Source organism: Methylobacterium sp. E-046, assembly GCF_022829625.1.
Taxonomy (GTDB): domain Bacteria; phylum Pseudomonadota; class Alphaproteobacteria; order Rhizobiales; family Beijerinckiaceae; genus Methylobacterium; species Methylobacterium longum.
Window position 1 is genome coordinate 1 of the sequence record NZ_JAKSYP010000167.1, and the last position, 26,513, is coordinate 26,513.

At 71.6% G+C, this 26,513-nt stretch carries 29 protein-coding genes; 12 read left to right on the plus strand and 17 right to left on the minus strand.

The features are described 5' to 3' along the window. The coding region (locus MKK82_RS15395) for a MucR family transcriptional regulator (RefSeq protein WP_243986223.1) at nt 1-241 on the minus strand (241 nt) is incomplete at its 3' end. 337 nt (nt 242-578) lie between these two features. Here MKK82_RS15395 and MKK82_RS15400 point away from each other — a divergent pair. From MKK82_RS15400 to MKK82_RS15415, 4 genes are all read left to right on the plus strand, one after another. After that, complete coding sequence (locus tag MKK82_RS15400; protein WP_238293210.1) at nt 579-785, plus strand: hypothetical protein; 207 nt, start codon at nt 579-581, stop codon at nt 783-785. Nucleotides 786-819: 34 nt separating this feature from the next. After that, nucleotides 820-1,005 carry a hypothetical protein gene (locus tag MKK82_RS15405; protein ID WP_238293208.1) on the plus strand — a complete coding sequence of 62 codons (186 nt, stop codon included), beginning with the start codon at nt 820-822 and terminating at the stop codon, nt 1,003-1,005. 171 nt (nt 1,006-1,176) lie between these two features. Continuing rightward, nucleotides 1,177-1,410, plus strand: a complete 234-nt coding sequence (locus tag MKK82_RS15410; protein ID WP_238293216.1) for a DUF6894 family protein — start codon at nt 1,177-1,179, stop codon at nt 1,408-1,410. A 96-nt stretch (nt 1,411-1,506) separates the two neighbouring features. Then, nucleotides 1,507-1,935: a hypothetical protein gene (locus MKK82_RS15415; RefSeq protein ID WP_238293206.1), complete on the plus strand. Its 429-nt coding sequence runs from the start codon at nt 1,507-1,509 to the stop codon at nt 1,933-1,935. Nucleotides 1,936-1,951: 16 nt separating this feature from the next. Here the strand turns inward: MKK82_RS15415 and MKK82_RS15420 are convergent, their stop codons facing one another. The 5 genes from MKK82_RS15420 to MKK82_RS15440 all read right to left on the minus strand — a co-directional run bounded on the left by MKK82_RS15420 (nt 1,952) and on the right by MKK82_RS15440 (nt 7,377). Further along, nucleotides 1,952-2,245, minus strand: coding sequence for a hypothetical protein (locus MKK82_RS15420; RefSeq protein ID WP_238293204.1), 294 nt, complete (start codon nt 2,243-2,245; stop codon nt 1,952-1,954). Between the two features lie 44 nt (nt 2,246-2,289). Continuing rightward, complete coding sequence (gene thrS / locus MKK82_RS15425; RefSeq protein ID WP_238293202.1) at nt 2,290-4,317, minus strand: threonine--tRNA ligase; 2,028 nt, start codon at nt 4,315-4,317, stop codon at nt 2,290-2,292. 159 nt (nt 4,318-4,476) lie between these two features. After that, nucleotides 4,477-5,910 carry an MmgE/PrpD family protein gene (locus tag MKK82_RS15430; RefSeq protein ID WP_238293200.1) on the minus strand — a complete coding sequence of 478 codons (1,434 nt, stop codon included), beginning with the start codon at nt 5,908-5,910 and terminating at the stop codon, nt 4,477-4,479. Further along, nucleotides 5,907-7,097, minus strand: coding sequence for a cystathionine beta-lyase (gene metC, locus MKK82_RS15435; RefSeq protein ID WP_243986225.1), 1,191 nt, complete (start codon nt 7,095-7,097; stop codon nt 5,907-5,909). Before metC ends, MKK82_RS15430 begins: the two co-directional genes overlap by 4 nt. Nucleotides 7,098-7,203: 106 nt before the next feature. Further along, entirely contained in the window at nt 7,204-7,377 is a 174-nt protein-coding gene (locus tag MKK82_RS15440; RefSeq protein ID WP_238293196.1) for an Rmf/CrpP family protein, read from the minus strand. An 88-nt stretch (nt 7,378-7,465) separates the two neighbouring features. Here MKK82_RS15440 and MKK82_RS15445 point away from each other — a divergent pair, with 88 nt between their 5' ends. Beyond that, nucleotides 7,466-7,735 carry a hypothetical protein gene (locus MKK82_RS15445; RefSeq protein ID WP_238293194.1) on the plus strand — a complete coding sequence of 90 codons (270 nt, stop codon included), beginning with the start codon at nt 7,466-7,468 and terminating at the stop codon, nt 7,733-7,735. A 119-nt stretch (nt 7,736-7,854) separates the two neighbouring features. On the opposite strand, the gene ntrC is transcribed toward MKK82_RS15445, so the two are convergent. From ntrC to dusB, 3 genes are read right to left on the minus strand one after another with little or no spacing between them, the layout of a single operon-like run. Further along, nucleotides 7,855-9,321 (minus strand): nitrogen regulation protein NR(I), encoded by a 1,467-nt coding sequence (ntrC, locus tag MKK82_RS15450; RefSeq protein ID WP_238293192.1) that lies wholly within the window; start codon nt 9,319-9,321, stop codon nt 7,855-7,857. 48 nt (nt 9,322-9,369) lie between these two features. Next, on the minus strand, nt 9,370-10,497 hold the full coding sequence (locus tag MKK82_RS15455) for a two-component system sensor histidine kinase NtrB (RefSeq protein WP_238293214.1): 1,128 nt from the start codon (nt 10,495-10,497) through the stop codon (nt 9,370-9,372). An 11-nt stretch (nt 10,498-10,508) separates the two neighbouring features. Then, the gene (gene dusB, locus MKK82_RS15460) at nt 10,509-11,534 is read right to left on the minus strand and encodes a tRNA dihydrouridine synthase DusB (RefSeq protein ID WP_238293189.1); all 1,026 of its coding nucleotides are present in this window, start codon (nt 11,532-11,534) and stop codon (nt 10,509-10,511) included. 167 nt (nt 11,535-11,701) lie between these two features. On the opposite strand from dusB, the gene MKK82_RS15465 reads away from it, so the two are divergent. Next, nucleotides 11,702-13,033, plus strand: a complete 1,332-nt coding sequence (locus MKK82_RS15465; protein WP_238293187.1) for a bifunctional 2-C-methyl-D-erythritol 4-phosphate cytidylyltransferase/2-C-methyl-D-erythritol 2,4-cyclodiphosphate synthase — start codon at nt 11,702-11,704, stop codon at nt 13,031-13,033. A gap of 183 nt (nt 13,034-13,216) precedes the next feature. Here the strand turns inward: MKK82_RS15465 and MKK82_RS15470 are convergent, their stop codons facing one another. Then, the gene (locus MKK82_RS15470; RefSeq protein ID WP_243986227.1) at nt 13,217-13,615 is read right to left on the minus strand and encodes an MAPEG family protein; all 399 of its coding nucleotides are present in this window, start codon (nt 13,613-13,615) and stop codon (nt 13,217-13,219) included. 101 nt (nt 13,616-13,716) lie between these two features. On the opposite strand from MKK82_RS15470, the gene MKK82_RS15475 reads away from it, so the two are divergent. Together MKK82_RS15475 and MKK82_RS15480 are read left to right on the plus strand one after the other, a co-directional pair. Continuing rightward, nucleotides 13,717-14,214, plus strand: coding sequence for a CinA family protein (locus tag MKK82_RS15475; protein ID WP_238293183.1), 498 nt, complete (start codon nt 13,717-13,719; stop codon nt 14,212-14,214). Nucleotides 14,215-14,237: 23 nt separating this feature from the next. Beyond that, nucleotides 14,238-15,455 (plus strand): FAD-dependent oxidoreductase, encoded by a 1,218-nt coding sequence (locus tag MKK82_RS15480; protein WP_238293181.1) that lies wholly within the window; start codon nt 14,238-14,240, stop codon nt 15,453-15,455. Between the two features lie 38 nt (nt 15,456-15,493). On the opposite strand, the gene MKK82_RS15485 is transcribed toward MKK82_RS15480, so the two are convergent. From MKK82_RS15485 to MKK82_RS15515, 7 genes are all read right to left on the minus strand, one after another. Continuing rightward, nucleotides 15,494-15,952 carry a type II toxin-antitoxin system RatA family toxin gene (locus tag MKK82_RS15485; protein ID WP_238293179.1) on the minus strand — a complete coding sequence of 153 codons (459 nt, stop codon included), beginning with the start codon at nt 15,950-15,952 and terminating at the stop codon, nt 15,494-15,496. Nucleotides 15,953-15,967: 15 nt separating this feature from the next. Continuing rightward, entirely contained in the window at nt 15,968-16,951 is a 984-nt protein-coding gene (lipA, locus tag MKK82_RS15490) for a lipoyl synthase (protein ID WP_238293177.1), read from the minus strand. 136 nt (nt 16,952-17,087) lie between these two features. Next, complete coding sequence (locus MKK82_RS15495) at nt 17,088-17,819, minus strand: MIP/aquaporin family protein (protein ID WP_238293175.1); 732 nt, start codon at nt 17,817-17,819, stop codon at nt 17,088-17,090. 276 nt (nt 17,820-18,095) lie between these two features. Then, nucleotides 18,096-19,601, minus strand: coding sequence for a glycerol kinase GlpK (gene glpK, locus MKK82_RS15500; protein ID WP_238293173.1), 1,506 nt, complete (start codon nt 19,599-19,601; stop codon nt 18,096-18,098). 55 nt (nt 19,602-19,656) lie between these two features. Beyond that, the gene (gene glpD, locus MKK82_RS15505; protein WP_238293172.1) at nt 19,657-21,201 is read right to left on the minus strand and encodes a glycerol-3-phosphate dehydrogenase; all 1,545 of its coding nucleotides are present in this window, start codon (nt 21,199-21,201) and stop codon (nt 19,657-19,659) included. A gap of 83 nt (nt 21,202-21,284) precedes the next feature. Beyond that, nucleotides 21,285-22,106: a DeoR/GlpR family DNA-binding transcription regulator gene (locus MKK82_RS15510; protein WP_238293171.1), complete on the minus strand. Its 822-nt coding sequence runs from the start codon at nt 22,104-22,106 to the stop codon at nt 21,285-21,287. A gap of 275 nt (nt 22,107-22,381) precedes the next feature. Next, a complete protein-coding gene (locus tag MKK82_RS15515) occupies nt 22,382-22,627 on the minus strand; it encodes a hypothetical protein (protein ID WP_039894330.1) in 246 nt (81 codons plus the stop codon). A gap of 207 nt (nt 22,628-22,834) precedes the next feature. On the opposite strand from MKK82_RS15515, the gene MKK82_RS15520 reads away from it, so the two are divergent. The 4 genes from MKK82_RS15520 to MKK82_RS34200 all read left to right on the plus strand — a co-directional run. Then, entirely contained in the window at nt 22,835-23,329 is a 495-nt protein-coding gene (locus MKK82_RS15520; RefSeq protein ID WP_238293169.1) for a chemotaxis protein CheW, read from the plus strand. Between the two features lie 5 nt (nt 23,330-23,334). Continuing rightward, on the plus strand, nt 23,335-24,912 hold the full coding sequence (locus tag MKK82_RS15525; protein ID WP_238293167.1) for a CheR family methyltransferase: 1,578 nt from the start codon (nt 23,335-23,337) through the stop codon (nt 24,910-24,912). Continuing rightward, entirely contained in the window at nt 24,912-25,547 is a 636-nt protein-coding gene (locus MKK82_RS15530; protein ID WP_238293165.1) for a chemotaxis protein CheW, read from the plus strand. Before MKK82_RS15525 ends, MKK82_RS15530 begins: the two co-directional genes overlap by 1 nt. 36 nt (nt 25,548-25,583) lie before the next feature. Next, a partial coding sequence (locus MKK82_RS34200) for a HAMP domain-containing protein (RefSeq protein WP_243986228.1) occupies nt 25,584-26,513 on the plus strand: 930 nt, incomplete at its 3' end.

The window sequence follows — 26,513 nt, forward strand, 5'->3', positions numbered from 1 at the left end:
CGGGGCGGACCGACTTGCGGATCTGGGCCGCGCCCGGCTTGTCGACCTCGACCTGGGCCGCCGCGCCGCCGGTCTCGGCCGTCAGCGTGCCGGAGACGAGGCCGGCGATCGCCCCGTGCACCCGGGCGATCAGCGCCGGCAGCTCGGCGGCCGGCACCGGATTGTTCGACACGTAGGCGGCTACGATATCACCGGCCAGCTCGATGAAATTCGGATTGGGCCCGGCTGTTTCTTCTGTCACTTCAAGATTCCTAGTGTGCCCCTCTCCTGCGATTTGCTACTTCCGTCCGCTGAATGCAAGTTACAAAAACATTCAACCGCCAGCATTCCGTGCATGTTTGGTATGCCCGTGGGCGCGCGGGGACGGGTATTTCTGGCAAATCCATCGCGAGACCTTCTCCGGGCGGCCGCGGTGAAATCCGTCGACTGGTGGTCTGTTTCTGTTGTGTAGACCGATCGGGGACGCGTCCCTGTCCCGCGGCGATCCTGCAGAGCACCTGAGGACCCGGTCTGTGCGATCCGGGGACCGGCGCTCCGGCTTCGGTGACGCGCGGGTCCGTTCATGGCATGGCTCGACGATGCTTCTGCTCGCGCTTCTCATCGCTTTCCTGGCCGTCGTGGTCGCGATGTTCGTCCTGCGGCGATGGACGGGACGCCTGGCTTCGCTGGCCACCCTCATCGCCGGAGCCATCATGGCCCTGTGGCTGGCCGAGGCCGGATTGCTTCCGGGTTCCAAGGGACCGCTCACGTCCAACCGGCCCCTCGTCCCGGGGCTGGATCGGTAACGGTCCGGTAAGCGTGTCGGCGTGAGCATGGCGCATGCCCACGCTCTCCGCCCCGCGCCTGCTCACGTTCCTGGTATCGGCCGTGCTGATCGGCCTCGCCGTCGCCAGCCTGTACACGCGGATCCCCATGGTCGGGCGTACGGTCGTGACGCACCGGCAATGGTTCTTCATCGGCGCCTACGTCCTGCTGGCGCTCGGGGTCACCACACGCAGCCTGTGACGCGCGACCGCTGCCCGGCGCGGCGGACCTGCCCGCGTCGCGCGGGCGCCTGACAGATCGAGTCCTCCCGTGGTGCGACAGGGTCGACACGCGATTGCGGGCCCGTGGAAACTACGTAGAAACAGCGGAGATGCAGTTATGCGGGCCGACGCGCTCGCCGAGCAGAAGCCCGTGCCCCGCTTTTTCATCGATCTCCACGACGGCGCCAACCTCGTTCGTGACCATGATGGCTTCGATCTTCCTGATCTCGCCGCGGCGCGGACCCAGGCGGTCCGGATGATGACCCGCCTCGCGCAGGGCCTGACGGATCCGCTGGAGCGGCAGGATTTCGTCATCGCCGTGCGCGACGCGCAGGGGGCGGTCCGGTTGCGCCTGCGGCTATCCTACGACATCGAGCCCGGCTGAGGCGGTCCCGTCCGGGTTCTCGTCCGGGATAGCGCGCCGCCCGGCTGCGTTGTCGTCGGGCCGGCGCGCGGCGGGTGGATCGGCGAGGGAGATCGGATGCGACGTTCAATCGGTGCGCTCGGAGCGCTTGCGGTCTCGATCTCGGTTCTGACGGCCGCCGACCGGGCGGCGACCGCGCAGACCACGGCCCCGCCGCAGGTGGGCTCGGCCGCGCCGACGGCGGACACCGCCGTGCTGCTGACGGTCTTCCTCCGGCACGACCAGTCGCGTCCGCTGGCGGAGCTGAACGCACAGCTCGCCAAGCAGGGCTTCTACAAGGCATTCCCGCCGCCGGGGATCGAGGTCGTCTCCTGGAACGTCGTCATGGGCATCGGGCAGATCATCACCCTGCGGCTGCCCGCCACCCGCCTCCGCGAGATCAACCGCGTCCTCGAAGACACCGCGTGGGGCGCGTACCGGACCGAGTTCTACCCGAGCTACGATTACCGGGCGGTCGGCCTCGGAGAGCACGAGAAGGCGCAATGACCTGAGCCGGCGCGCCTCAGCGCTGGCCGCTATCGCTGTTGCGCTGCCGGCAGCGCCAGCCGGTTAGGCAGGACGGCGCGTCCGCGGCCGGCGCGAAGGCCGGGGCCGCCGTCTCGTCGTTCCGGCACGCGCCCGCATCCAGATGGACGGTCTCGTAGGCCGTCTCGCTCGTCGCCAGGACGACGTGACCGTCCCGTGCGACACGGGCCTGCAGCGCCGCGCAGGACAGGGTCCGGGTGGCGACCCGCTCCTGCGCCGCGGCGGCGGTGGCGAGCGCCGCCAGGACGAGGACGAGGACGAGCCGGTTCATGGATCCCTCGGGGCGTCTGGACCGGCCCGTGCCGCTGAGGCCGGTCAGGGCGTGTCGCGCGGATCGTGGTGGCCGTCGAGGACGGTGTCGCTCGTCGGAACCGTCTCGGCCACCGCCTGGGCGCGGCGGATGTCCGGGGTGGTCGCCTCCTCCACGAAGGCTGCCACCGCCTCGGTCAGCGACAGCGTGCGCGTCTGCTGGCTGCCCAGCCGCCGGATCGAGACGGTGTGCTCCTCCGCCTCGCGGCGGCCGAGCGCCAGCAGGACCGGCACCTTGGCCAGCGAGTGCTCGCGGACCTTGTAGTTGATCTTCTCGTTGCGCAGATCCGCCTCGACCCGCAGGCCCGCGCGCTCCAGGGCGCGCACGACCTCGCGGGCATAGGCGTCGGCCTCGCCGGTGATCGTCGCCACCACCACCTGGACCGGCGCCAGCCACAGGGGGAAGTGCCCGGCAAAATGCTCGATCAGGATGCCGGTGAAGCGCTCCATCGAACCGCAGATCGCCCGGTGGACCATCACGGGCGGCTTCCGCGTGCCGTCGGCGTCGATGTAGAAGGCGCCGAACCGCTCGGGCAGGTTGAAGTCCACCTGCGTGGTCCCGCACTGCCAGTCGCGGCCGATGGCGTCGCGCAGCACGTACTCGAATTTGGGCCCGTAGAAGGCGCCCTCCCCCGGGTTGATTGCGGTCCGGATCCGGCCGGCCGACTGCTCCTCGATCTGCGCCAGCACCCGGGTCATCACCGCCTCGGCGTGGTCCCAGAGGGCGTCGGAGCCGACGCGCTTCTCGGGCCGGGTCGAGAGTTTCACGACGATCTGGTCGAAGCCGAAATCCGCGTAGGTCGAGAGGATCAGGTCGTTGATCTTCAGGCACTCGTCGGCGAGCTGGTCCTCGGTGCAGAAGATGTGGGCGTCGTCCTGCGTGAAGCCGCGCACCCGCATGAGCCCGTGCATGGCGCCGGAGGGCTCGTAGCGGTGGACCACGCCGAACTCGGCCATGCGCAGGGGCAGGTCGCGGTAGGATTTCAGGCCGTGCTTGAAGATCTGCACGTGGCCCGGGCAGTTCATCGGCTTGAGGGCGAACCAGCGCTTGTCCTCGGCCTCCTCGCCCGCGGACTGGGCGGCGAACATGTTCTCCCGGTACCAGCCCCAGTGACCGGAGGTCTCCCACAGGGCCTTGTCGAGGATCTGCGGGGCGTTCACCTCGGCGTACTCGCCGCGCAGGCGGCGGCGCATGTAGGCGATCAGCTCCTGGAAGATCGTCCAGCCCTTGGCGTGCCAGAAGACGACGCCCGGCCCCTCCTCCTGGAAGTGGAACAGGTCCATCTCGCGGCCGAGCCGGCGATGGTCGCGGCGCTCGGCCTCCTCCAGCCGGTGCAGGTAGCCGTCGAGGTCGGCCTGACTCGCCCAGGCCGTCCCGTAGATGCGGGTGAGCATCGGGTTGTTCGAATCACCCCGCCAGTAGGCCCCCGCGACCTTCATCAGCTTGAAGGCGGCGCCGACCTTGCCGGTCGACGTCATGTGCGGGCCGCGGCAGAGGTCGAACCAGTCGCCCTGCCGGTAGACCTTCAGGTCCTCGCCCGGCGGGATCGCGTCGACCAGCTCGACCTTGAACTTCTCCTGGCGGTCGGCGAACAGGGTGCGCACGTCGTCGCGCGTCCAGACCTCCTTGGTGAAGGGCGCGTCGCGCGCGATGATCTCGCGCATCTTTGCCTCGATCGTCGGGAAGTCCTCGGGCGTGAACGGAGTCTCGCGGTAGAAGTCGTAGTAGAACCCGTTCTCGATCACCGGGCCGATCGTGACCTGCGTCTCCGGCCAGAGCGCCTGCACCGCCTCGGCGAGCACGTGCGCGCAATCGTGGCGGATCAGTTCCAGGCTGCGCGGGTCCGTCCGGTCGAGGAACTCGATGCGGGCGTCGCGCCCGATCGGGTCGTCGAGGTCGGCGACCGTGCCGTCGAGCGCCATGGCGACGGTGCGCTTGGCCAGCGACTTGGCGATGCCCTCGACCACGGCGCGGCCGGTGGTGCCGGCGGCGATCTCCCGCGTGTTGCCGTCGGGGAACGTGAGAATCGGCATGGGATCAAGCGTCTCCAGGCTCAGTCCTGCATACGGGGCAGGTAAGCGTCTTCGGGGAGCGGCCGTGTAGACCGATTTTTCCGGCGAGGGAACGGTGCGCCGCGCCGTGGCGCCGCTCCGCGGCACCGAACCCGCCTGGCCCCGGCCGCCCCCCTCGCCTCAGGCGGTCAGCAACGGGCGCAGCGCGCGCATGTCGGCCACGTCCTCGAGGGTGTTCACGCGGGCGATCAGGCGCTCGGTCGCGTCCGGCCCGAGGACCGGCGCCATCAGGTCCCGCGCCTTGGCGTTCACCGCCTCGGTGCTCAGCGGGTTCTCCTTCGTGCCGGGCGGATGGCGGGTGTGGTGCTCCACGACCCGGCCGTCCGCCAGGGTCATCGCCACGACGGCGCCGCGCGGCGCGGCCGGATCCATCAGGGCGGGATCCCCCACCAGCTCCACCTTGGCCTGCTGCGCGGCGATCAGGGGATCGTGCATCAGCCCGGCATCGTGGCTGTCGGCGAAGGAAACCGCACCCTTCACGAGCGCCAGGGCGACGAGGTGCTGGCAGCTCACGTCCGGCATGGCGCTCGACCCGACGATGCCGACCGCATCGGTGGGGAGCTTCACCAGAATGTGCCGCACCGTCTCGGGCGTGAGGCCGTACTGCCTGCGCAGCGCGAGCGTCGCGTCGAGGGGCGACTGGATCGGGTAACCCACCGAGAAGGTCTTGATCGCCGTCTCGGTGACGAAGAAGCGGCTGCCCAGCCCCTCCAGCATCAGCTCGGGCCTGGGCGCGGTGGACAGGGCGTTGAGCAGGTTGTGGCGGCCGTCGAGGACGTCGGCGACGCCCGTCAGGCCTGCCTCCACCATGCCGACCGCCGTGACGCCGTTGCGGGCGCCCATGCCGGCGAAATCGAAGGCCTTCTCGACATGGTCCTTGTCGCGTACCCAGCTCCACAGGCCGGAGACCTGCTGGGCCGCGTAGGAGAGCGCGAAGCGCATGCCGCGCTCGTCGAGGCGCGCCAGGGACGCGGCGCCGCCGAGTGCCCCGAAGGTCGAGCTGGTGCCCTCGGCGCTGCGATGCGTCCCGCGGACGAGATCGGGACCCAGGGCCAGCAGCAGGCGGCAGCAGAGGTCGTAACCGAGCGCCACGGCGCGGACGAACTCGGCGCCGGAACTGCCGTGCAACTCGGCCAGCGCCAGGGCCGCCGGTACGGTGGCGCAGCCGGGATGGGCCTTGGTCACCGGCTCGAAATCGTCGGTCTCGTCCGCGTGGGCGCACATCGCGTTGGCGAGCGCCGCGTTGACCGTTGTGGTCCGGACGCCGGAGGCGATCACCCCCGCCTGCTCGGTGCCGCCGAGGCCGCGGACATAGGTCAGTGCCATCTCGCCCGGCCGCATCCGGGCGCCCGACACCATGGCGGCGAGGGTGTCGAGGATCCGGTGCTTGCAGGCGGCGAGGACCTCCGGCGGCAGGGCCTGGTCCCGGGCGGCCGCCATGTAGCGGGCGAGCCGGCCCGTGACGTCCGCCTCGGCCGCCGTCGCCGGCAAGGCCCGCGCGAGCGCGAGGGCGCCCCCGCCCTGGATCAGGCCGCGCCGGGTGGGCGCCGTCACGCGGCGTCCCGCAGGCGGGCGAAGCCGGCGTCGAGGTCGGCCTTGAGATCGGCCGTATCCTCCAGCCCGATGTGGATGCGCAGGGCCGGCCCGCCGGGTGCCCATTGGGTGGCGGTGCGGTAACCGGCGCAGTCGAACGGGATCACGAGGCTCTCGAAGCCGCCCCACGAGAAGCCCATCCCAAACAGCTCCAGCCCGTCCAGCATCGCCGCGACGGCGGCCTCGGGCACCGGCTTCAGGATCAGGCCGAACAGCCCGGAGGCGCCGGAGAAGTCCCGCTTCCAGATCGCGTGGCCCGGATCCTCCGGCAGGCCCGGATGGAGCACGCGCAGCACCTCCGGACGGGCCTGGAGCCACCGTGCCATCTCGAGTCCTGCCCGGCCGTGCTCGCGCAGGCGCAGGTTCATGGTGCGCATGCCCCGCAGGGCCAGGAAGATGTCCTCCGCGCCGGCGCACATGGCGAAATGGTCGAAGGTGCGGCGCACGGCCGGGTAGTACTGCGCGTTGGCCGAAGTCAGGCCGATCAGCAGGTCCGAGCCACCGCTGAGGTACTTGGTGCCGGCCTCGACGGCGATGTCGACGCCGCGCTCGTGCGGCGGGAACAGCAGCGGCGTCGCCCAGGTGTTGTCCATGATCACGCAGGCCCCGCGTGCATGGGCGACCGCGGCGATGGCCGGCACGTCCTGCATCTCGAAGCTCTGCGAACCGGGCGCCTCGACCAGCACGGCCTTGGTGTTCGGCCGCATCAGCTCGGCGATGCCGGCCCCGACGCGGGGGTCGTAGTAGGTCACCGCGACGCCGTAGCGGGCCAGCACCCCGTCGCAGAACTGGCGGGTCGGGCGGTACGCGGAATCGGTGACGAGGAGGTGATCTCCCGCCGAGACCGCGGCCATCAGCGCGACCGTGAGCGCCGCGAGCCCCGAGGGCGTCACCACGGTTCCGGCGGCACCGGCGAGCTCCGTCCAGGCGCTCGTCAGCGCGTCCATGGTGGGCGTCGCCGAAGTCCCGTAATTGTAGCGCCCGCGCCGGTGCTTGATCGCGTCGTAGGTCGGGTAGAGGACGGTGGAGCCGCGATAGATCGGCGTGTTGACGAAGCCGTGCTGCTCGCCCGGATCGCGGCCCGCATGGACGAGGCGCGTCGCGGGCGCGAAGCTCTGTTTCGACTCGGGCGAGGGTTTCAGGGACATCGGGGCTCGGCGATCGGTTGCGCTGCGACGCACGAAGCTCCCGGCATCCGGCGAGGTCAAGCCGGGTGCCCGGATCCGCGGCCTCGGGATCGTGCGTGTGCCGCGATCACGGCTTCTCGGGCGGGTCGGAGTTCACCGCCTCCTCGTAGGCCTCCATCCAGGCCGCGCGTTCCTCGGACCCTTCGGGATAGGGGCATTCGCTCACGGGCTTGCCGTAGAGCCGCGCGTTGCGGCCCTGGATGAAGGGGCTGTCGCTGGCTGTTGCCTGGACGTTGGCCAATATCGCCTCCTGAAGACTTGAGGTGGGGCTTCGTTAACGGCCGCGTCGTAAATCTGTTGCCGTCTCCAGTCGCGTTCCGGGTCGTCGCGTGCGTATCCTGCCTTCTCTCCTCGGCGGCGTGCTGGTCCTGGCCTCGACGGCAGTCGTTGCCCTCGTCAGCGCCGACCGCCTCTCCCATCTGGCGCCGGCCCCGACGGTCCGCGCCGCCCGGGCCGAGCCGTCCGCCACGGGCTCGCTGCCGGCACCCGTGAAGGCCGCGCCGGCGACGAAGCCGGCCGCGCCGAACATCCCGAACGGATTCGACACGGAGCGGCTCCACGCGCTGATGCGGGGCGATCCGATCCTGCCGGGACGCTGAGCGGGCTCCCCGGGACCGTCCGGCCGTATCGGCGACCTCGTCCCGAGGCGCCTGAGCGCGGCGCGCATACGTGATGACGGGGTGTCCGGTCGGGGATGACCGGACACCGATGTCCGCCTTCAGCGCGCCGTCCGGAAGACCTGCAGGTCGAGGTCCCGCACCTTCTTGCGCAGGGTGTTCCGGTTCACCCCGAGCAGCTCCGCCGCGCGGATCTGGTTGCCGCGGGTGGCCGCCAGCGCGGCGCCGATCAGCGGCCCCTCGATCTCCCGCAGGATCCGGTGGTACAGGCCTGGGGGCGGCAGCGTGTCCCGGTACCCGGAGAAGTAGTCCGAGAGGTGCCGCTCCACCGCGCTGGACAGGCTCTCGGATTCGCCGCCGGCCTTGCGGGCGCCGCCGTTGGCGTTCTGGGCCGCGGGGGCGGCCAGCGGCAGCGTGTCGAGCTCGGCCTCGATCACCGGGCCGGTGATCGTCTCCTGCGGGTACAGGGCTGCGAGCCGCCGGACGAGGTTCTCCAGCTCGCGGACATTGCCGGGCCAGCGGTAGCGCTTGAGCCGCTCCATGGCGTCGCCGTCGAGCGACTTCCGGGTCAGGCCCTCGCGCTCGACCAGGACGAAGAAGTGGCGGACCAGATCCGGCACGTCCTCGGACCGCTCCCGCAGGGCCGGCAGCCGCAGCGGCACCACGTTGAGGCGGAAGAACAGGTCCTCGCGGAAGATGCCCTGCTGGATCGAGATCCGCAGGTCCTTGTTGGTGGCCGCGATGATCCGGACGTTCGTCTTGATCGGCACCCGGCCACCCACCGTGGTGTACTCGCCCTGCTGCAGGACGCGCAGCAGGCGGGTCTGCGCCTCCATGGGCATGTCGCCGATCTCGTCGAGGAACAGCGTGCCGCCCTCGGCCTGCTCGAACCGCCCGGCGGAGCGCTGGAGCGCCCCCGTGAAGGCGCCCTTCTCGTGGCCGAACAGCTCGGACTCGATCAGGTCGCGCGGGATGGCGGCCATGTTCACGGGCACGAACGGGCCGGTGCGGCGGCGGCCGTAATCGTGCAGCGCCCGGGCGACCAGCTCCTTGCCGGTCCCGGACTCGCCGGTGATCATTACGGTGAGATCGGTGGGCATCAGCCGGGCGAGCGCCCGGTAGATCTCCTGCATGGCGGGCGAGCGCCCGACCAGCGGGATGTCCTCGTTCTCGGGGGGCGCCCCGGCGGGGGCGGTCCCGCGCGGCCGGGAGAGCGCCCGGCCGACGATGGCGATCAGCTCCTTCAGGTCGAAGGGCTTGGGCAGGTACTCGTAGGCGCCCCGCTCTGAGGCGCGGATCGCCGTCATGAAGGTGTTCTGCGCGCTCATGACGATGATCGGCAGCTCGGGCCGCACCCGCTTGATGCGCGGCAGCAGGTCGAACACGTTCTCGTCGGGCATCACCACGTCGGTGATGACGAGGTCGCCCTCCCCCTGCGCGACCCAGCGCCAGAGGGTCGCGCAATTGCCCGTCGAGCGGACCTCGTAGCCCGCCCGTGACAGCGCTTGGTTGAGCACGGTGCGGATCGCGGCGTCGTCGTCGGCGACGATGATGTGGCCGTTCGGCATGACTCTCTACTCAGACCTCCGACGGGGGGCCGGATTTGGGGATCGACATCACGGATCGACCGCCGATTCGCGCCCGTCCCGGGCACTCGACATCGGCAGAAGGATGCGGAACGCCGTGCGGCGCGGGGCGGGATCGCACTCGACGATGCCACCGTGATCGCCGACGATCTTGGCCACCAATGCAAGACCGAGGCCGGACCCCTGCGCCTTGGTGGTGACGAACGGGTCGAACAGGTCGGGCAGCAGGTCGGCCGAGATGCCCGGGCCGTTGTCACGCACCGCCACCTCGATCGGCAGGCTGACCCGCTCGCGCGAGCCCGGCACCTGCAGCCGCAGGCCCGTGCGGAAAGCCGTCGACAGGGTGATTTCGCCTTCGACTGCGTCCGGCCCGATCGCCTCGGCGGCGTTCTTCACGAGGTTGAGGATCACCTGGATCAACTGGTCGCGGCTGCCGAGCACCGGCGGCAGCGACGGGTCGTAGGTCTCGATGAAGCGGATGTGCCGGGCGAACCCGCTCTGGGCCGAGCGCTTCACCTGATCGAGCACCCCGTGGACGTTGACGGCGCCCCGGTCGGAGGGGCGCTCGTCGCCGAACAGCTCCATGCGCTCGACGATGCGGACGATCCGGTCGGACTCGTCGCAGATCAGCCGGGTGAGCATCCGGTCCTCCTCGGCGCCGGTGCTCTCCAGGAGCTGCGCGGCGCCGCGGATCCCCGCCAGCGGGTTCTTGATCTCGTGGGCCAGCATGGCGCCGAGCGCCACCATCGAGCGTGCGGCGCCGCGATGGGTGAGCTGGCGGTTCATCTTGTCGGCGATGGTGCGCTCCTGGAGCATCATCACCACCGCGTCGCCATCGTCGCCGAGCGGGGTCGCGAAGACGTCGACGCTGCGCTCCAGCCCGAGCCGGGGCTGCGTCAGCTCGACCCGGTACTCGCTGACGCTGGCGCCGCGGCGGCGCACCTCGGCCACCAGGGCGATGATGGGCGAGGCGAACGGGATGATGTCGCGCAGGCGGCGGCGCTGCATCAGCCGCGCGGAATAATCGAAGAAGGCTTCGGCGGCGTGGTTGCAGTGGAGGATCCGCTCGTCGCCGTCGATGGTCAGAACCGGCAGCGGCAGGGCGTTGAGGACGGCCTCGGCGGCCGTGTCGCGCCGGGTGCCGGGATTCGGCGGCATGGTGTCGTCGCTCACGCGGCCTCCCGGACCGGGTCCGCCACGCCCGCGAACGCCCGGCCCAACAGGGTCAGGGCGGCGTCGGGATCGGTGGTGGTGAGGAGCGCCGAGCGTTCGGCCGGCTCCAGGGCCCCGCCGGTCTCGGCATAGGCGGCGAGATGCTTGCGCGCGTGGCGGATCCCCATGTCGCGGCCGTAGAGCGACAGGAGTCCCGCATAGTGCTCGGCCGCGAGGGCGGCCTGCTCGGTCCGCGACGGCTCCGGGGCCGGCCGGCCGGCGAGCGCGGCGGCGACCTGCCCGACCAGCCAGGGGCGACCGGTCGCCGCCCGTCCGATCATGACGCCCGCGGCGCCCGAGGCGTCCAGGCTGGCGCGGGCGCTGGCGACGTCGGTCACGTCGCCGTTGGCGATCACCGGGATCGACACGGCCCCGACCACGGCGCGGATCGCCGCCCAGTCGGCCTGACCCTTGTAGAATTGCTGCCGCGTCCGGCCGTGGACCGTGACGGCGTTGAGCCCCAGCCGTTCGGCCCGGACGGCGAGATCGGCGGCGTTGCGGTGCGCGTCGTCCCAGCCCAGACGCATCTTGACGGTCACCGGTATGGCGACTGCGTTGCGCACGGCAGCGAGCAGGCGCTCGGCGTGGTCGAGGTCGCGCATCAGGGCAGAGCCCGAGGCAATGCCCGTCACGATCTTGGCCGGGCAACCCATGTTCACGTCGATCACGTCGGCACCGGCCGCCTCGGCGATCCGGGCCGCCTCCGCCATCGGCCTGGTCTCGCAGCCCGCGAGCTGCACGACGTGGAGGTCGACGCCGTCGCCCTCCGCGCGCAGCACGGCCTCGCCGGCACCCCGGGCGAGTTCCCGGGCCGCCACCATCTCGGAGACCACCGCGTCGGCGCCGCATCGGCGGGCGATCCGGCGCATGTGCAGGTCGGTGACACCCGAGAGGGGCGCCAACAGGCAGAGCGGAGCCGGGTGCGCCCCCCCTTCAACCAGCCGTTCCGGGCGCAGCGCGCTCAAATAATGATCAGTCGCCATTCTGCTCAACAATGAGGCAAACCCGGTCCGCTGGCAAGCGGTGCCGCGCGTTGATTTCGGATCCTCCCCCGCTTAAACGACGGGCAGCCTCCGCGGCAGGCTCTCGGCGGCACTGCTGTCCCGCGCGGTCGCCGCGCGCCCCTCTCTCCGTCGCGAGTTCGTCGCCCATGTCCGCCACCGGCACGCCAGCCAACGGACCCGCCAGCGCGGGAGCCGGCGTCGCCGCGGTGGTGGTGGCGGCCGGCCGCGGCATCCGCATCGGCGGCGGCACGCCCAAGCAGTACCGCCGGGTCGGCGGCCAGGCGGTCCTGACCCGCACCCTGGCGGCGCTCGCCGCGGACGCGGCGATCGCGCGCATCCAGCCGGTGATCGCCGCCGATGCGGCGGAGTTCTTCCGGAGCTGCCTGGAGGAACTCGGGCCCGAGAGCCGCGCCAAGATCACGCAGCCGGTGGAGGGCGGGGTGACGCGCCAGCTCTCCGTGCGCGCCGGCCTCGAGGCCCTGGCGCGCGACGCCGCCCCCGAGATCGTGCTGGTCCACGACGCGGCGCGCCCCTACGTGGATGCCGCGCTGATCGCCCGGGCGATCGCGGCGGGCCGTGACCACGGCGCGGCCGTGCCGGGCGTGCCGGTGACCGATACGGTCAAGCGCGTCGTCGACATCGCGCCCGGCATCGGCCGGGTGCACGAGACCCCGCCCCGGGAGCACCTGCGCGCGGTGCAGACGCCCCAGGCCTTCGTGTTCGGCCCGCTGCTCGGCGCCCACCGGGACGCCGCCGCGCAGGGCCTCGACGGTTTCACCGACGACGGCGCGCTGGCCGAATGGGCCGGCCTGCCGGTGGTGGTGTTCGCGGGCGACGTCGCCAACCGCAAGATCACCCAGCCCGCCGACCTGATTGAGGCGGACCGCGCCTTCGCGTCGGAGATCTCAGAAACGCCAGCGCCGGGAGCCCGCGCCATGACCACCTACGTCACCCGCCTCGGCACCGGCTTCGACGTGCACGCCTTCACCACCGGCGACCATGTCTGGCTCGGCGGCGTGAAGATCCCCGCCGACCGGGGCGTGCTCGCCCATTCCGATGGCGACGTGGCGCTGCACGCGCTGACCGACGCCCTGCTCGGCGCCATCGCGGACGGCGATATCGGCACCCATTTCCCACCCTCCGACGAGCGCTGGCGCGGGGCCTCCTCCGACCAGTTCCTGGCCCATGCCTGCGGGCTGGTCCGCGCTCGCGGCGGCCGCATCGACCACCTCGACATCACGGTCCTCGCCGAGGCCCCGCGCATCGGGAAGCATCGCGAGGAGATCCGGGCGCGCATCGCCGCCATCGCGGGCGTGCCGCTCTCGGCGGTCTCCATCAAGGCGACGACCACCGAGAAGCTCGGCTTCGTCGGCCGGGCGGAAGGTCTCGCCGCCCAGGCGGCCGCGACGATCCGCCTGCCCGAGGAGGATGGTCCCGCCCTCGACGCGCAGGCCGAGACCGCGATGCGGCAGGGCTGACGACCCGCGTTCGCCACCCGGCCGGGGCACGCGACGAGCGACCCCCTCTCCGGTCGGGAGTGGGGGCTCGCGACCGGTACGGAGGTCGCCGGATAGGCGCCGATCCGCCGGCCCGCGACGGCGAGGGGCGCCGCGGAGAGCGCCACCCCCGTCGCGGGGGGGGGGGGCAGGCCGCGTTCCGCCTCAGGCCGCCCGCAGCAGCAGCGCGATCCCCCCGATGGCCAGCGCCGCCATGGTCAGGAGGATGCCGCCGCCCCGGCAGGCGAACTGGCGCGGGGAATTCGGGGGGGCGAACATCCCGATCGGATGCAGGATCCGGCCGAGCAGCAGGGCGACCAGCAGGGCCTGGACCAATCCGTGGCCGCCGCCGCCCGCCTCCAGCAGGCCGATCACGATGAGCGCCAGCGGCACGTATTCGGAGAAGTTGGCGTGCGAGCGGACGCGCTTGAGCATCGCGTCGTCGCCCCCGTCGCCGACCAGGACGTTCCCGGAGACCCGGCTGGCCATGACCCATCCCGACAGGCGGAGATACACGAGGGCGAGCAGCCCGGCATAGAAGGCCGTGGTCGCGGGGAAGATCATGGAACGGGTATCTCCGAACGGGGCTCCGGTCCTTGAGCCGGGGCCGGCCTTGGGTCACAACACGAGATAGGGCGACGCCGCCCGAGGAGAGCCCGTCCGCAATGGTCGACGACGCAGAGCTTCTCCCCCGCGCCGAGGCGCTGGTGACGGCCTACACGGCCGCCGGACGCACGATCGCCACGGCCGAATCCTGCACGGGCGGCCTCGTGGCCGGCCTGCTCACCGCCGTGCCGGGCTCCTCCGCGGTGGTGGAGCGCGGCTTCGTCACCTACTCGAACGCGGCCAAGGCCGAGGCGATCGGCGTGCCGATGGACCTGATCCGCCAGCACGGCGCCGTCAGCGAGCCGGTGGCGCGGGCGATGGCTGCCGGAGCGCTCACCGCATCGCGAGCCACCGTCGCGGTGGCGATCACCGGGATCGCCGGCCCGGGCGGTGGCAGCGCCGAGAAGCCGGTCGGGCTGGTGCATTTCGGGCTCGCCCTGCGGGACGGCGGTGTCCGCCATCTGGAACGGCGCTACGGCGATCGCGGGCGCGCGGGCATCCGGCGCGCTGCCGTGGCCGACGCGCTCGGCCTGCTGGAGGAGGCGCTCGGCGCCTGATCGCGGAACGGGAGGGGCGGTGCATGGACACGGTGACGACCCGCCTCTGCATCGTCGGCGGAGGCCCCGCCGGGATGATGGCCGGCCTGCTCTTCGCCCGCGCCGGCATCGCCGTGACCGTGCTGGAGAAGCACGCGGATTTCCTGCGCGATTTCCGCGGCGACACGATCCATCCCTCGACCCTGGACCTGATGGACGAGCTGGGCTTCACCGAGCGCTTCCGCGCCCTGCCGCAGCGGCGCGTCGAGAGCTTCTCGGGCGTCGTCAACGGACGCAGCTACCGGGTCGCCGATTTCAGCCGGTTGCCGACCCGGAACCGCTTCCTGTCCTTCATGCCGCAATGGGACTTTTTGGACTTCCTCGCCGGCGAGGCCGTGCGCTACCCGGCTTTCCGCCTGATCCGCCGGACCGAGGCGCAGGACCTGATCGAGACGGACGGCCGCATCGCGGGCGTGCGCGCCGCGGGGCCGGACGGTCCGGTCGAGATCCGGTCCGAGCTGGTGCTCTGCGCGGATGGGCGCCACTCCCGGATGCGCGACTGCGCCGGCTTCTCGCCCCGCGCCTTCGGCGCGCCGATCGACGTGCTGTGGTTCCGCCTGCCGCGCCGGGACGGCGACCCGGAGGCGGCGGCCGGGCGGTTCGGGCCGGGGCGGATCCTGATCACCCTCGACCGGGGGGATGAATGGCAATGCGCCTACGTGGTGCCGAAGGGCGGCGACGCCGCGCTCCGCGCCACGGGGTTGCCGGCCTTCCGGGCGCGGGTGGCGGCGATCGCGCCGTTCCTGGCCGACCGGACCGAGGCCATCGCCGACTGGGACGCCGTCAAGCTCCTGACCGTCACGGTCGACCGGCTGGAGCGCTGGCACCGTCCGGGCCTGCTCTGCATCGGGGATGCCGCGCACGCCATGTCGCCGGTGGGCGGCGTCGGGATCAACCTCGCGATCCAGGATGCCGTGGCGGCCGCCAACCTCCTCGCCGAGCCCCTGCGGGCGGGCCGCCTCGCCGAGGCCGATCTCGCCCGCGTCCAGGCCCGGCGGATGTTCCCGGTGCGGGCGACGCAGGCGCTGCAGCGGATGATCCAGTCCCGGGTGATCGCCGCGTCGCTGGCGGCCGACGCGCCGTTCCGGGCGCCGCTGGTCCTGCGCCTCCTCGACGCGCTGCCGCGGCTGCAGGTCCTGCCGGCACGGATGATCGGCATGGGCGTGCGGCCCGAGCATGTGCGCGTGCCGCTGCGCGCCTGACGGGCCCTCGCTTCGGTCCCCGCGCGGCGACGGACGGGCTAAGCCCCCGCGCCGTACATCCGGTTTGCCCGCCCCTCGAAGGCGTCGGTGAATTTGCGGAAGGCGCGGTCGAACATCGTGCCCATGAGCAGCCCCAGGGTGCGGCTCTTGAACTCGTAGGTGATGAAGAAGTCGACGTTGCAGCCGCCGTTCGGCGCCTCCTTGAACAGCCAGCGATTCTCCAGGTGCCGGAACGGGCCGTCGATATACTCGGCGACGATCTTGAGGTTTGCCGGATCGAGGCTGACCCGGGTGGTGAAGCGCTCGCGGATCGCCTTGTAGCCCACGCCCATCTCGGCGATCAGCACCTGCCCGCCCTCGGGCATATCCTGACGGCGGATCACCCGCAGGGATTCGCAGAGCGGCAGGAACTCGGGATAGCGCTCGACGTCGGCTACGAGATCGTACATCTGCTGCGGCGAATGCTTCACCGTGCGGGTGACCCGGAAGGACGGCATGGTCGTCGGATTTCCTCAGGCCGAGAGCGCGGGCGGCAGTTTTGCCAGGCGTGCCGCTTGCAAACGCGCGAAATCCTCGCCCGCGTGGTGCGACGAACGCGTCAGGGGCGTGGCCGACACCAGCAGGAAGCCCTTGGCGTAGGCGGTGGTCTCGTAGGTCTTGAACTCGTCGGGGGGGACGAAGCGCACGACCTCGTGGTGCTTCTTCGAGGGCTGCAGGTACTGGCCGACGGTCAGGAAGTCGACGTCGGCCGAGCGCAGGTCGTCCATGAGTTGGAGCACCTCGTTCCGCTCCTCGCCAAGCCCGACCATGATGCCGGACTTGGTGAAGATCGCCGGGTCGAGTTCCTTCACCTGCTGGAGCAGGCGCACCGAGTGGAAGTAGCGGGCGCCCGGCCGCACCGTCAGGTACTTGGCCGGCACGGTCTCCAGGTTGTGGTTGAACACATCGGGCTTGGCTGCGACCACGACCTCGAGGGCGCCGTCCTTGCGCAGGAAGTCGGGGGTCAGGATCTCGACCGTCGTGCCGGGGCTCGCCCGCCGGATCGCCGCGATGGTGCGGGCGAAGTGCGCGGCGCCGCCGTCCTTGAGGTCGTCCCGGTCCACCGAGGTGATGACCACGTGATGCAGGCCGAGCTTGGCGACCGAATCGCCGATCTTCTCGGGTTCCGCGGCGTCGAGGGCGTCCGGCAGGCCGGTGCGCACGTTGCAGAAGGCACAGGCCCGCGTGCAGGTGTCGCCCATGATCATGAAGGTGGCGTGCCGCTTCTCCCAGCACTCGCCGATATTGGGGCAGCCGGCCTCCTCGCAGACCGTGACCAGCCCGTGCTCGCGCACGATCTTCTGGGTCTCGGTCCAGGCCTTGGAGCCCGGCGCCTTCACGCGGATCCAGTCCGGCTTCTTGGCCTGGACGGGCTGGTCGGGCCTGTGCGCCTTCTCGGGATGACGCAGGCGCGCCGTGCGCGGATCGTTCTTCAGGATGTCGAGGACGACGGCCATGGGTCGGGGGCTGCCACACCGCGGGGGGCGCCCTTGGGCGCGGTCGGGATCGCCCTGACTTAAGGTGCAAGCCCGCCCGCCGCAAACCGCCGCGACGCCGGGCCGCCCCGCGGCGGTTGAGGGTGCGGCCGTTCCGTCAGATCCCCAGCGCCCGGACGAACAGCCCGGCCAGCACCGCCCCGACCAGGGGCGCGGCCACCGGGATCAGCGCGTAGCCCCAGTCGGAGGTGCCCTTGCCGGCGATCGGCAGCACCGCGTGCGCCACGCGCGGCCCGAGGTCGCGGGCCGGGTTGATGGCGTAGCCGGTGGTGCCGCCGAGCGACAGGCCGATGCCCCAGACCAGCATGCCGACCATGTAGGGCGCCACGCCCCGCGGGATCGCCCCGGCCGAGCCCAGCGTCGTGGTCACGAGGGCGGAGATCGTCAGGATCAGGAAGAAGGTCGCGATGATCTCGGAGATCCAGTTGGCCTTCGCGTCGCGGATCGCCGGCCCGGTGCAGAAGCAGGCGAGCTTGAGGCCGGAATCCTGGGTCGCGCCCCAGTGCGGCAGGTAGTGGAGCCAGACGAGCACGGCGCCCACGAAGGCGCCGAGCATCTGGGCCGGGATGTAGGTGGCGAGCTTGCTGAAATCGCCGGAGCTGACGGCGCCCGCCACGGTGACCGCCGGGTTGATGTGGGCGTCGGCGCTGCCGGTGGCGTTGGCCACGAAGACCCCGGCGAGGACCGCGAAGGCCCAGCCCGCCGTGATGGCGATCCAGCCGGCATTCTCGCCCTTGGAATGCTTGAGCAGGGCGCCGGCGACGACGCCGTCGCCGAGCACGATCAAGGTCATCGTGCCCAGGAATTCGCCCAGGAAAGGTGATGTCATCGTCCTGTCTCCCCCGTTCGCTGCTTTTTGTAAGTGGCCAAAGCTTGTGCGAGCGCGTGATCGCCGGAGGCGGTCACCGAATGTCTGCCCTTCTCCCGTCTGTGCCCTCATCCCGGGAGCGGGCGCGCAGCGGTGGCCTCTAAGGAGTCCTCCGCTGCGCGATACTTGGAAGGCTCCTGCGAGGCGGCTTCGCCGCCCTCCGGACGAGGTCGCGCCCGGGACTGGCCGGTTCGCGACGGTTCCAGGCCCGCGCGCCGGGCCTGCGCGCCGGTCCCGTCAACCCTCGTCGGTCTTCCAGTCGAAGGACCGCTGCACCGCCCGCGCCCAGGTGGCGGCGATCTTCTCGCGCTGGCCGGCATCCATCTTCGGCGTCCAACGCTGGTCGACGCCCCAGTTGCGCTTGAGGTCGTCGAGCCCCTTCCAGTACCCGACCGCGAGGCCCGCCGCGTAGGCGGCACCGAGCGCCGTCGTCTCGGCCACCTTCGGGCGCACCACCGGCACGTCGAGCATGTCGGCCTGGAACTGCATCAGCGTGTTGTTGGCGACCATGCCGCCGTCGGCGCGCAATTCCTTGACGGGAATGCCGGAATCCTTCGCCATCGCATCCAGCACTTCGTGGGTCTGGAAGGCGGTCGCCTCCAGCACCGAGCGGGCGATGTGGCCGCGGTTGACGTAGCGGGTCAGGCCGATGATCAGGCCGCGGGCGCCCTCGTTCCAGTGCGGCGCATAGAGGCCCGAGAAGGCCGGAACGAAGTAGACGCCGCCATTGTCCTCGACCGTCGTGGCGAGTGTCTCGACTTCGGCGGAGTCCTTGATCATGTGCAGGTTGTCGCGCAGCCACTGCACCAGGGCCCCCGTGATGGCGATCGAGCCCTCCAGCGCGTAGGCGGGCTTCTGGCCGTCCAGGCGGTAGGCCAGGGTCGTGACGAGGCCGGCCTTCGAGGGGACCGGCTCCTCGCCGGTGTTCATCAGCGCGAAGCAGCCGGTGCCGTAGGTGTTCTTGGCCTCCCCCGGCGCGAAGCAGGTCTGGCCGAACAGGGCCGCCTGCTGGTCGCCCAGAATGCCGGCGATCGGCACCCCGGCGAACGGCGCCTTGGTCTCCCCGTAGACCTCGCTCGACGAGACGATCCTCGGCAGCATCGCCTTGGGGATGCCGAAGGTCTTCAGCATGCCGTCGTCCCAGTCCAGGGTCTTCAGCGACATGAGCTGCGTGCGGCTGGCGTTGGTCACGTCGGTGACGTGCAGGCCGCCCGCCGTGCCGCCGGTGAGATTCCAGACGAGCCACGTGTCGATGTTGCCGAACAGCACGTCGCCGGCCTCGGCCTTCGCGCGGGCGCCGTCCACGTGGTCGAGCAGCCAGCGCAGCTTCAGGCCCGAGAAGTAGCTCGCCAGCGGCAGGCCGGTGAGGTCGCGGAACCGGTCGCGGCCGCCGTCGCGGGCGAACTCGGCGACCAGCCGGTCGTTGCGGGTATCCTGCCAGACCAACGCGTTGTGGAGGGGCTTGCCGGTCGTCCGGTCCCAGATCAGCGTGGTCTCGCGCTGGTTGGTGATGCCGACCGCCGCGAGGTCGGAGGGCTGCAGGCCGCCCTTCTCCAGCGCCTCGCGCATCACGCCCTGCGTCTTCGTCCAGATCTCGGCGGCGTCGTGCTCGACATGGCCGGGGGCCGGGTAGATCTGCGCGTGCTCGGCCTGGGCGAGCGCGATGACGCTGCCCTCCCGGTCGAACACGATGAAGCGGCTGCTGGTGGTGCCCTGGTCGATGGCCCCGACGTAACGGCTCATCGTTCCCTCCCCTGTTATGCCCGCCCGGTCTCGCGCCGGAGCGGGTCCGGAATCGTCAGGCCGCCTCGGCCCGGCGGTCGAGATAGGCGGCCAACCGCGCCGCGCCCTCCGGGCTGGTGCGCAGGCCGAGTTTCGAGCGGCGCCACAGGATGTCGTCCGCGGTGACCGCCCATTCCTCGGTGCGCAGGTAATCGACCTCGGCGGCCGTGAGGCCGCCCTCGAAGGCCTCGCCGAGATCCGCCAGGGATTGCGCGGTCCCGACGATGTCCCGGGCGCGGGTGCCGTAGGCACGGGCGAGGCGCCGGGCGGTCTCCTCGGGCAGGAACGGTTTCTCCGCCTCCAGCTTGGCCAGGAACTGGTCGAAGTCGGCATCCTGCATCGCTCCGCCGGGCAGTACCGCGTCCCCGGTCCAGGCCTTCTTGAGCGCCGGGAAATACGGCTTCAGCTTCTCCAGCGCGTGCTCGGCCAGCCGCCGGTAGGTGGTGATCTTGCCGCCGAAGACCGACAGCACCGCCGCCCGCCCGCCCTGATCCTCGACGTCGAGGACGTAGTCGCGGGTCACCGCGGACGCGTTCTCGGCCGCGTCGTCGTAGAGCGGGCGCACGCCCGAGTAGCTCCAGACCACGTCGGCCGGGGTGATCGCGGTGTCGAACGAGCGGTTGATGCAGCCGCAGAGGTAGTCTGTCTCGTCCTGCGAGATCGAGACCGGCCCGGGCTCGCCGTCGTAGGGCACGTCGGTGGTGCCGATCAGCGTGAAGTCGCGCTCGTACGGAATCGCGAAGATGATGCGCTTGTCGGGCTGTTGCAGGATGTAGGCCTGATCGCCCGCGAACAGGCGCTTGACCACGATGTGGCTGCCCTTGATCAGCCGCACCGCCGCGCGGCTGTTGATCCCGAGCGTGCCGCCGAGCGTGGCGCTGACCCAAGGGCCGGCGGCGTTGACCACGGCCTTCGCGCGGATCGTGCGCTCGCCGCCGCCCCGCTCGTCGCGCAGGGTCGCGACCCAGTGCGCATCCTCCCCCTGACCCTCGCGCCGGGCCGAGACGACGCCGGTCCGGGTCAGCACCGTGGCGCCGCGCTCGCGGGCGTCCATGGCGTTCAACACCACGAGACGGCTGTCCTCGACCCAGCAATCCGAATAGACGAAGCCGCGCGTCAGGCGCTTCTGCAACGGTGCCCCGAACGCGGATTTGCGCAGGTCGATCCCCTCCGAGCCCGGCAGCGTGCGAAGCCGCGCGAGGTGGTCGTAGAGGAACAGGCCGAGCCGCAGCATCCAGGCCGGGCGCAGGCCCTCGTCGTGGGGCAGGACGAAGCGCAGGGGCCAGATCACGTGCGGGGCGAGCCGCAGGAGCCGCTCGCGCTCGGCCAGGGCCTCCCGGACGAGACGGAACTCGTAATATTCGAGGTAGCGCAGGCCGCCGTGTATCAGCTTCGTCGAGGACGAGGAGGTGAAGCCGGCCAGATCCCCGCGCTCGGCCAGAAGGACCGACAGGCCGCGGCCCGCGGCGTCCCGGGCGATGCCCGTGCCGTTGATGCCGCCGCCGACGACCAGGAGATCGTAGGCGTCGGACGGCTCGCGCTGGCGCGTTGCTGCCGCCATGGTTCCTCCAATCCCGCCCTCGCGGCGGGTTGGCACTATATTGAACCCTCGCCGGACTTTCGCAAGCGAAAAAAGAACGTTCGTTACGGTTCGCGGCCGTCGTCCGCCACGAGCAGCGTGACGCCCTGCCGCTCCATCGATGCGACGATCGCGGGGGGCGGCATCCGGTCGGTGAAGAACGTGTCGATCTGGTCCAGCCGCCCGACCTGCACCATCGGCCGGCGGGTGAACTTGGTGTGGTCGGCCACCAGGAACGTCTTCCGGGCCCGCGCCATGATCGTCTGCGTCGCCCGCACCTCCTCGTAATCGTAGTCGAGGAGCGCGCCGTCGGCGTCGATGCCGCTGATGCCGATGACCGCCACGTCGACCCGGAACTGGCTGAGCGTGTCGCAGGTCAGCTGGCCGAGTACCGCCCCGTCGCGGTTGCGCACGGTTCCGCCCGCTACGACGATGCGAAACTCGGTCGCTTCCCCGAGCGACAGCGCGACATTGAGATTATTGGTGATGATGCTGAGGTCGTCGTGCCGGACCAGTTCCCGCGCCACGGCCTCGGGCGTCGTGCCGATGTTGATGAAGACCGAGCAGTGCGACGGGATCCGGCTCGCGGCGAGCCGGCCGATCCGGGTCTTCTCCGGCAGCAGGGTCACCCGGCGGTCCGCGTAGTCGATGTTCTCCACGCTGGAGGGGAGGCCGCCGCCGCCACGGTAGCGCTCCAGCCGTCCCTCGGCGCTCAACTCGTTGAGGTCGCGCCGGATGGTCTGGACAGTGACGCCGAACTGCGCCGCCAGGGTTTCGATGGTGACGAAACCCCGCTGCCGTACCGCCGCCACGATGGCGCTGCGTCGGCCCTCGACGCCGCTGGCCTCGATCCTGTCGTCGGATCTCCGGTCGAGCGGTCGCGACATCGGTTCTCCCCCTCGCGTCTTCCTTCAGCCTTCCCGCTCGCAAACCCGCCATCCGGCGGGTGCGCGATGTTCGTTTTCGAACATCTTCTGGTTAGGCAACGCTGGTACGAACTTGAACCGCGCGGTCCGGCCCCGCAACTACGGGCCGCCGTGCGTTATCGTTCCGGTCGGCTGTCGCGCCCGTTTGGCTGTGTACGGATACAAAAAAGGCCTGCCGCGGTGCGACAGGCCGAGCGCGCCGGGTGACGCCGCTCGCGCGGCACACCCTGCGGCACTTACATGTGGTGGCGCATCCGGCGGTGATGCTTCATCATCCGCTTGCGCTTCATCTGCCGGCGCATAACCGGGCGTGACGCCGGGGCGACGCCCCGCTCCATCGCGGCCGCCTCACCGGCGCGCTCCATGCCACCGCGCGGGCCGCCGGCCTGCGAGCCAGAGGCGTTGTAGGGTGAGTTACCCTGGGCGTAGGCGGAGCCCGCGAGAAGCGTCAGCGACGCGGCGGCCAACAGAAGTTTCCTCATCGTCAATCCCTGGCGTAGATCGGCGCAGGCGAAGCTCCACACCTCGCCAGGCGCGTTGCCGCTGCGTCGGAAAATAAGCGGCCCAGACGAGACTTGGTTCCGCGGGATCCAGTCGGCCACGCCGAAGATTGCCGGGAGCGTTAACTCGGCCTATGTCGCGACCCGTCCCGGTCCGGCCGCGACCGGGCAGAAGGGGAGCGGGTGGCGGTGGCCAGCAACGGTTCGGCCTATCTCCTCCTCGACGTGGCCGGCACGCCCTGCGCCCTGCCCCGCGCCTCCGTCGCCGAGGTGCTGCCGCTTCCGGCCCTCCACAATCCGCCAGCCGCCGGGGGCTGGCTGATCGGATTCCTCAATCTCGGCGGCACGCCGGTCCCGGTGGTCGACCTCGCGGCCCTGCTGGGCCTGCGTCCGGCCGGAGCGGCGCCCGGCCTCTACGCGCATCTCGTCCTGACCCGCGGCGAGGCGCTCGCCTATCTGGTCGACCGCGCGGCCGACCTCGTGATGGTGCCCGGCGCCGCGATCCGGGCGGCGGAGGAGGCCGGTAGCCTCAACGGCTGCGTCGCGGCCGAACTCGTCCTCGGCGATCGCCTCGTCCATGCCCTGGCGCCGGATCGCCTCCTGACCCTTCAGGAGGCGGCGCGGGTCGAGGCGCTGACGCGAGCCGCCGCCGAGCGGCTCGCCGCACTTCCGCGGACCGCCTGAGCGCGATGGCGCGACCGCGCAGTCTCCGCCCCGATCCGGGCGCCGATCCCGCCTATGCGCCGCTCAAGGCGCGGATCATCGCGCGCACCGGCCACCACTATTACGTCGACAAGGACGACCTGCTGATCGAACGGCTGCACCGCCGTTTCCGGGCCTCCGCCACCCCCGATTGTGCCTCGTACGCGGCCCTCCTGTCGGACGGCGCGGCGGGCGAGGCCGAATGGGCGCGCCTGGAGGCCGAGATCACGGTCGGCGAGACCTTCTTCTTCCGCTACGCCGAGCAGTTCGAAGCCCTGCGCGGAACGATTCTGCCCGCGCTGATCGCGGCCCGAGCCTCCGAGCGGACCCTCCGGATCTGGAGCGCGGGCTGCTCGACGGGAGCCGAGCCCTATTCCCTGGCGATCCTCGTGCGGGAGATCCTCGGGGATGCCCTGCCCGACTGGCGGATCACGATCCTCGGCACCGACATCAGCGCCGAGGCGCTGGCCACCGCCCGCGCCGCCGAGTACGGCCGCTGGGCCCTGCGCACCATGCCGCCGGAGGACAGGCTGCGCTACTTCACGCACCTGCCGCCGGCCCCCGGAATCCGGCGCGAGGGCGGCTACGCCCTGCGGCCGGAATTCCGCGCGCTCGTCCGGTTCGAGCGCGGCAACCTCCTGACGGTCGCCGAGCCGGTGCCGCCGGGCGGGACCGCCGATGGCGGCTTCGACCTGATCCTGTGCCGCAACGTGCTGATCTACTTCGACACCGGTACGGTCGCGGCCGTGGTGCGCGGCCTCAGCCGCCGGCTGCGGGGGGATGGCTGGCTGCTGCTCGGGCACGCGGAGCCCAGCCCGGCCTTCGCGAACTTCCTCGATGCGGTGAGCTTGCCCGGTACGGTGGCCTACCGCCGGCTCGCCGACGCACAGCCGCACCGTCCTGACCCGAGCCCCGCGACTGCAGCGTGGGCGCCCGGACAGGCGCCGTCCGATCGGGAGGGCGGCGCTTCGGGCGCAGTCGGGGACGGCACTTCGGCCGCCGTCCCGGCGCTACCGCGACCGGCCGGGCCTGTGGACACGGCCGCTCCGGACACGGCCGCTCCGGACGCGACCGCACCCGGCGTGTCCGCTCCGGATCCGATCGCTCCGGACGCGCCGCCCGAGGCCGGCCGCGCCGGCGAGGACGAGGCCGGCGGCCTCGACCGGATCCGCGCCCTCGCGGATGCCGGTGAGACCGCGGCCGCTTGGCGCGCGCTGCGGGTCGCCCTCGACAGGGATCCCACCGATTCCGTCCTGCGGTTCTACGAGGGCCTGCTCGCCCGCACCCTCGGGCGCGACGCCGAGGCCGAGCGCGCGCTGCGGGCGGCGCTCTACCTCGACCGGGGCTTCGTGATGGCCCACTACCATCTCGGCCTGCTGCTGATCGCGCTGGGGCGACCGAGCGAGGCGGCCCGCGCCCTCGACAACGCGGTCGCCCTCAGTCAAGCCCTCGCGGCGGATGGGCCGGTGCCCGAGAGCGACGGTGCCTCCGCGGCCGAGATCGCGGCCGGCGCGGCGGCGGCCCGCCTCGGCCTCGGCCGAGACACACGCGGGAGGAGTTCCTGATGGAGCCACGGCCGAGCACACAGGCGGCCCCCCCGCGCGGCCGGACCGAGTGGGATCCGCGTGCCGAGCGGGACCTGCGGGTCGAGCGCGCCGCCGCCCTCGCCCGCCGCGGCGGCGGGACGGCCCGCGCGGCTTCCGGCGTCGATCATCTCGTCTGCCTCTGCAAGGACGAGCGCTACGGGCTGCCGATGTCGGTGGTTGCTCAGGTGCTGCCGATGCGGCCCTGCACGCCGGTTCCGGGTGCGGTGCCGGCGCTCATCGGGCTCGTCGCCCTCTCCGGGCGGATCGTCGGCGTGCTCAGCCTCGCCCGCGCCCTGGGCCGGCCGGATGCCGCGACAGGTCCCGACGGGGCTTCGGGCCATCTGGTCGTGCTGCGCGGGGCGCAGCCCCATCTGCAATCCCGAACGCAGCCTCCTCCAACCGGCCCGGCCGCGGCGAGACCCATCGCCCTCGCGGTCGACCGCGTGCTGGGCATCGTCCGTGCCGAGGTCCGGTCCTCGGATCAGGACGGCGCGGATCGCGACGGATTGGGCAACGCGGCCGCTTCGGGCTATGCCCCCGGAGCGGCGGACGACGGCCGTCCCGATTTCGTCGTCATCGACCTTCCCCGCCTGCTGCGCCGCGTCCTGCCCTGACCGGCCGGCTCGTCCCATTCGGAGTCAGCCCCGACCGTGACCCTCTCGATCGGACGACGCATCCTTCTCGGCTTCTTCGCCGTCACCGTGGTCATCGTGGCGCTCGGCTTCTACGCGCTGGCGCAGATCGGGGCCGTGCGCGACACCACCGACGCGATCGTCCGGCGCGACATGGCGGTGCTGCGCGAGCTCGACGATCTCGGGAACGAGGCCCGTGATCTCGGACTCCTGCGCCGCACCGCCGTGATCGCGATGCTGACGCAGACTCAGGCCCCGGTGCCGGGTCGGCCGGCGCGCGCCGACGACACGCTGGCAACCTGGCGCCAGACCGCCGACCGGCTCGAGGGCCGCCTCGCCACCATCGCGCAGCTCGCCGCGGAGTACCGGACCTCCGCGGCCTCTTCGGAGCGCGGCGCCGCCTGGGACCGGGTCGCCGCCGCGTCGGGCGAGGTCCAGGGCGCGTTCCGCGAGGTCCGGTCCCTGAGCGAGGCCCAGTTCGCCGCGATCGCGAAGCAGGACGTGGCCGCCGTGGAGGCCCGCAACGACGAGATCACCCGACTCCAGGGGCCCTTCCTGGGCGGGATCAAGACCCTCCGGACTCTGCTCGACGGCGGCATGGCAATCGGTCAGCGCGCCGCGCAGGAGGTCTACGAGCGCTCCCGCCTCTCGATCTACCTGACCCTGGCGGGGTCGGTGCTGCTCGCAATCCTCGTCACGTGGCTCATCAGCGGCGCGGTGGTGCGTCCCCTGGAGGCGGTCATGCGCTTCGTGGAACGGGTCGGCGACGGCGACCTGTCGGGGCAGCTCCAGATTCACCGGCGGGACGAGGTCGGGCGTCTATCGGGGACTCTGAACGCGATGGTGTCTGGGCTTTCGGATCTTGCGCGGACGAACCGTGCGGCGACGGCGGACCTGAACGCGGCTGCGTCGGAGATCCGTGCGTCGGCGCAGGAGCAGGCGGCGTCG

What these genes read in the sequence shown, in the direction of transcription:
- glpD (WP_238293172.1), bottom strand. Translation starts at nt 21,201, where the DNA reads ATGGCGGCAGCAACGCGCCAGCGCGAGCCGTCCGACGCCTACGATCTC.
- metC (WP_243986225.1), bottom strand. Translation starts at nt 7,097, where the DNA reads ATGTCCCTGAAACCCTCGCCCGAGTCGAAACAGAGCTTCGCGCCCGCG.
- dusB (WP_238293189.1), bottom strand. Translation starts at nt 11,534, where the DNA reads ATGGCGACTGATCATTATTTGAGCGCGCTGCGCCCGGAACGGCTGGTT.
- ntrC (WP_238293192.1), bottom strand. Translation starts at nt 9,321, where the DNA reads ATGCCGAACGGCCACATCATCGTCGCCGACGACGACGCCGCGATCCGC.
- MKK82_RS15470 (WP_243986227.1), bottom strand. Translation starts at nt 13,615, where the DNA reads ATGATCTTCCCCGCGACCACGGCCTTCTATGCCGGGCTGCTCGCCCTC.
- MKK82_RS15530 (WP_238293165.1), top strand. Translation starts at nt 24,912, where the DNA reads ATGGAGCCACGGCCGAGCACACAGGCGGCCCCCCCGCGCGGCCGGACC.
- MKK82_RS15400 (WP_238293210.1), top strand. Translation starts at nt 579, where the DNA reads ATGCTTCTGCTCGCGCTTCTCATCGCTTTCCTGGCCGTCGTGGTCGCG.
- MKK82_RS15465 (WP_238293187.1), top strand. Translation starts at nt 11,702, where the DNA reads ATGTCCGCCACCGGCACGCCAGCCAACGGACCCGCCAGCGCGGGAGCC.
- MKK82_RS15415 (WP_238293206.1), top strand. Translation starts at nt 1,507, where the DNA reads ATGCGACGTTCAATCGGTGCGCTCGGAGCGCTTGCGGTCTCGATCTCG.
- MKK82_RS15515 (WP_039894330.1), bottom strand. Translation starts at nt 22,627, where the DNA reads ATGAGGAAACTTCTGTTGGCCGCCGCGTCGCTGACGCTTCTCGCGGGC.
- MKK82_RS15485 (WP_238293179.1), bottom strand. Translation starts at nt 15,952, where the DNA reads ATGCCGTCCTTCCGGGTCACCCGCACGGTGAAGCATTCGCCGCAGCAG.
- lipA (WP_238293177.1), bottom strand. Translation starts at nt 16,951, where the DNA reads ATGGCCGTCGTCCTCGACATCCTGAAGAACGATCCGCGCACGGCGCGC.
- MKK82_RS15475 (WP_238293183.1), top strand. Translation starts at nt 13,717, where the DNA reads ATGGTCGACGACGCAGAGCTTCTCCCCCGCGCCGAGGCGCTGGTGACG.
- MKK82_RS15510 (WP_238293171.1), bottom strand. Translation starts at nt 22,106, where the DNA reads ATGTCGCGACCGCTCGACCGGAGATCCGACGACAGGATCGAGGCCAGC.
- glpK (WP_238293173.1), bottom strand. Translation starts at nt 19,601, where the DNA reads ATGAGCCGTTACGTCGGGGCCATCGACCAGGGCACCACCAGCAGCCGC.
- MKK82_RS15525 (WP_238293167.1), top strand. Translation starts at nt 23,335, where the DNA reads ATGGCGCGACCGCGCAGTCTCCGCCCCGATCCGGGCGCCGATCCCGCC.
- MKK82_RS15495 (WP_238293175.1), bottom strand. Translation starts at nt 17,819, where the DNA reads ATGACATCACCTTTCCTGGGCGAATTCCTGGGCACGATGACCTTGATC.
- MKK82_RS15480 (WP_238293181.1), top strand. Translation starts at nt 14,238, where the DNA reads ATGGACACGGTGACGACCCGCCTCTGCATCGTCGGCGGAGGCCCCGCC.
- MKK82_RS15405 (WP_238293208.1), top strand. Translation starts at nt 820, where the DNA reads ATGCCCACGCTCTCCGCCCCGCGCCTGCTCACGTTCCTGGTATCGGCC.
- MKK82_RS15420 (WP_238293204.1), bottom strand. Translation starts at nt 2,245, where the DNA reads ATGAACCGGCTCGTCCTCGTCCTCGTCCTGGCGGCGCTCGCCACCGCC.
- thrS (WP_238293202.1), bottom strand. Translation starts at nt 4,317, where the DNA reads ATGCCGATTCTCACGTTCCCCGACGGCAACACGCGGGAGATCGCCGCC.
- MKK82_RS15455 (WP_238293214.1), bottom strand. Translation starts at nt 10,497, where the DNA reads ATGCCGCCGAATCCCGGCACCCGGCGCGACACGGCCGCCGAGGCCGTC.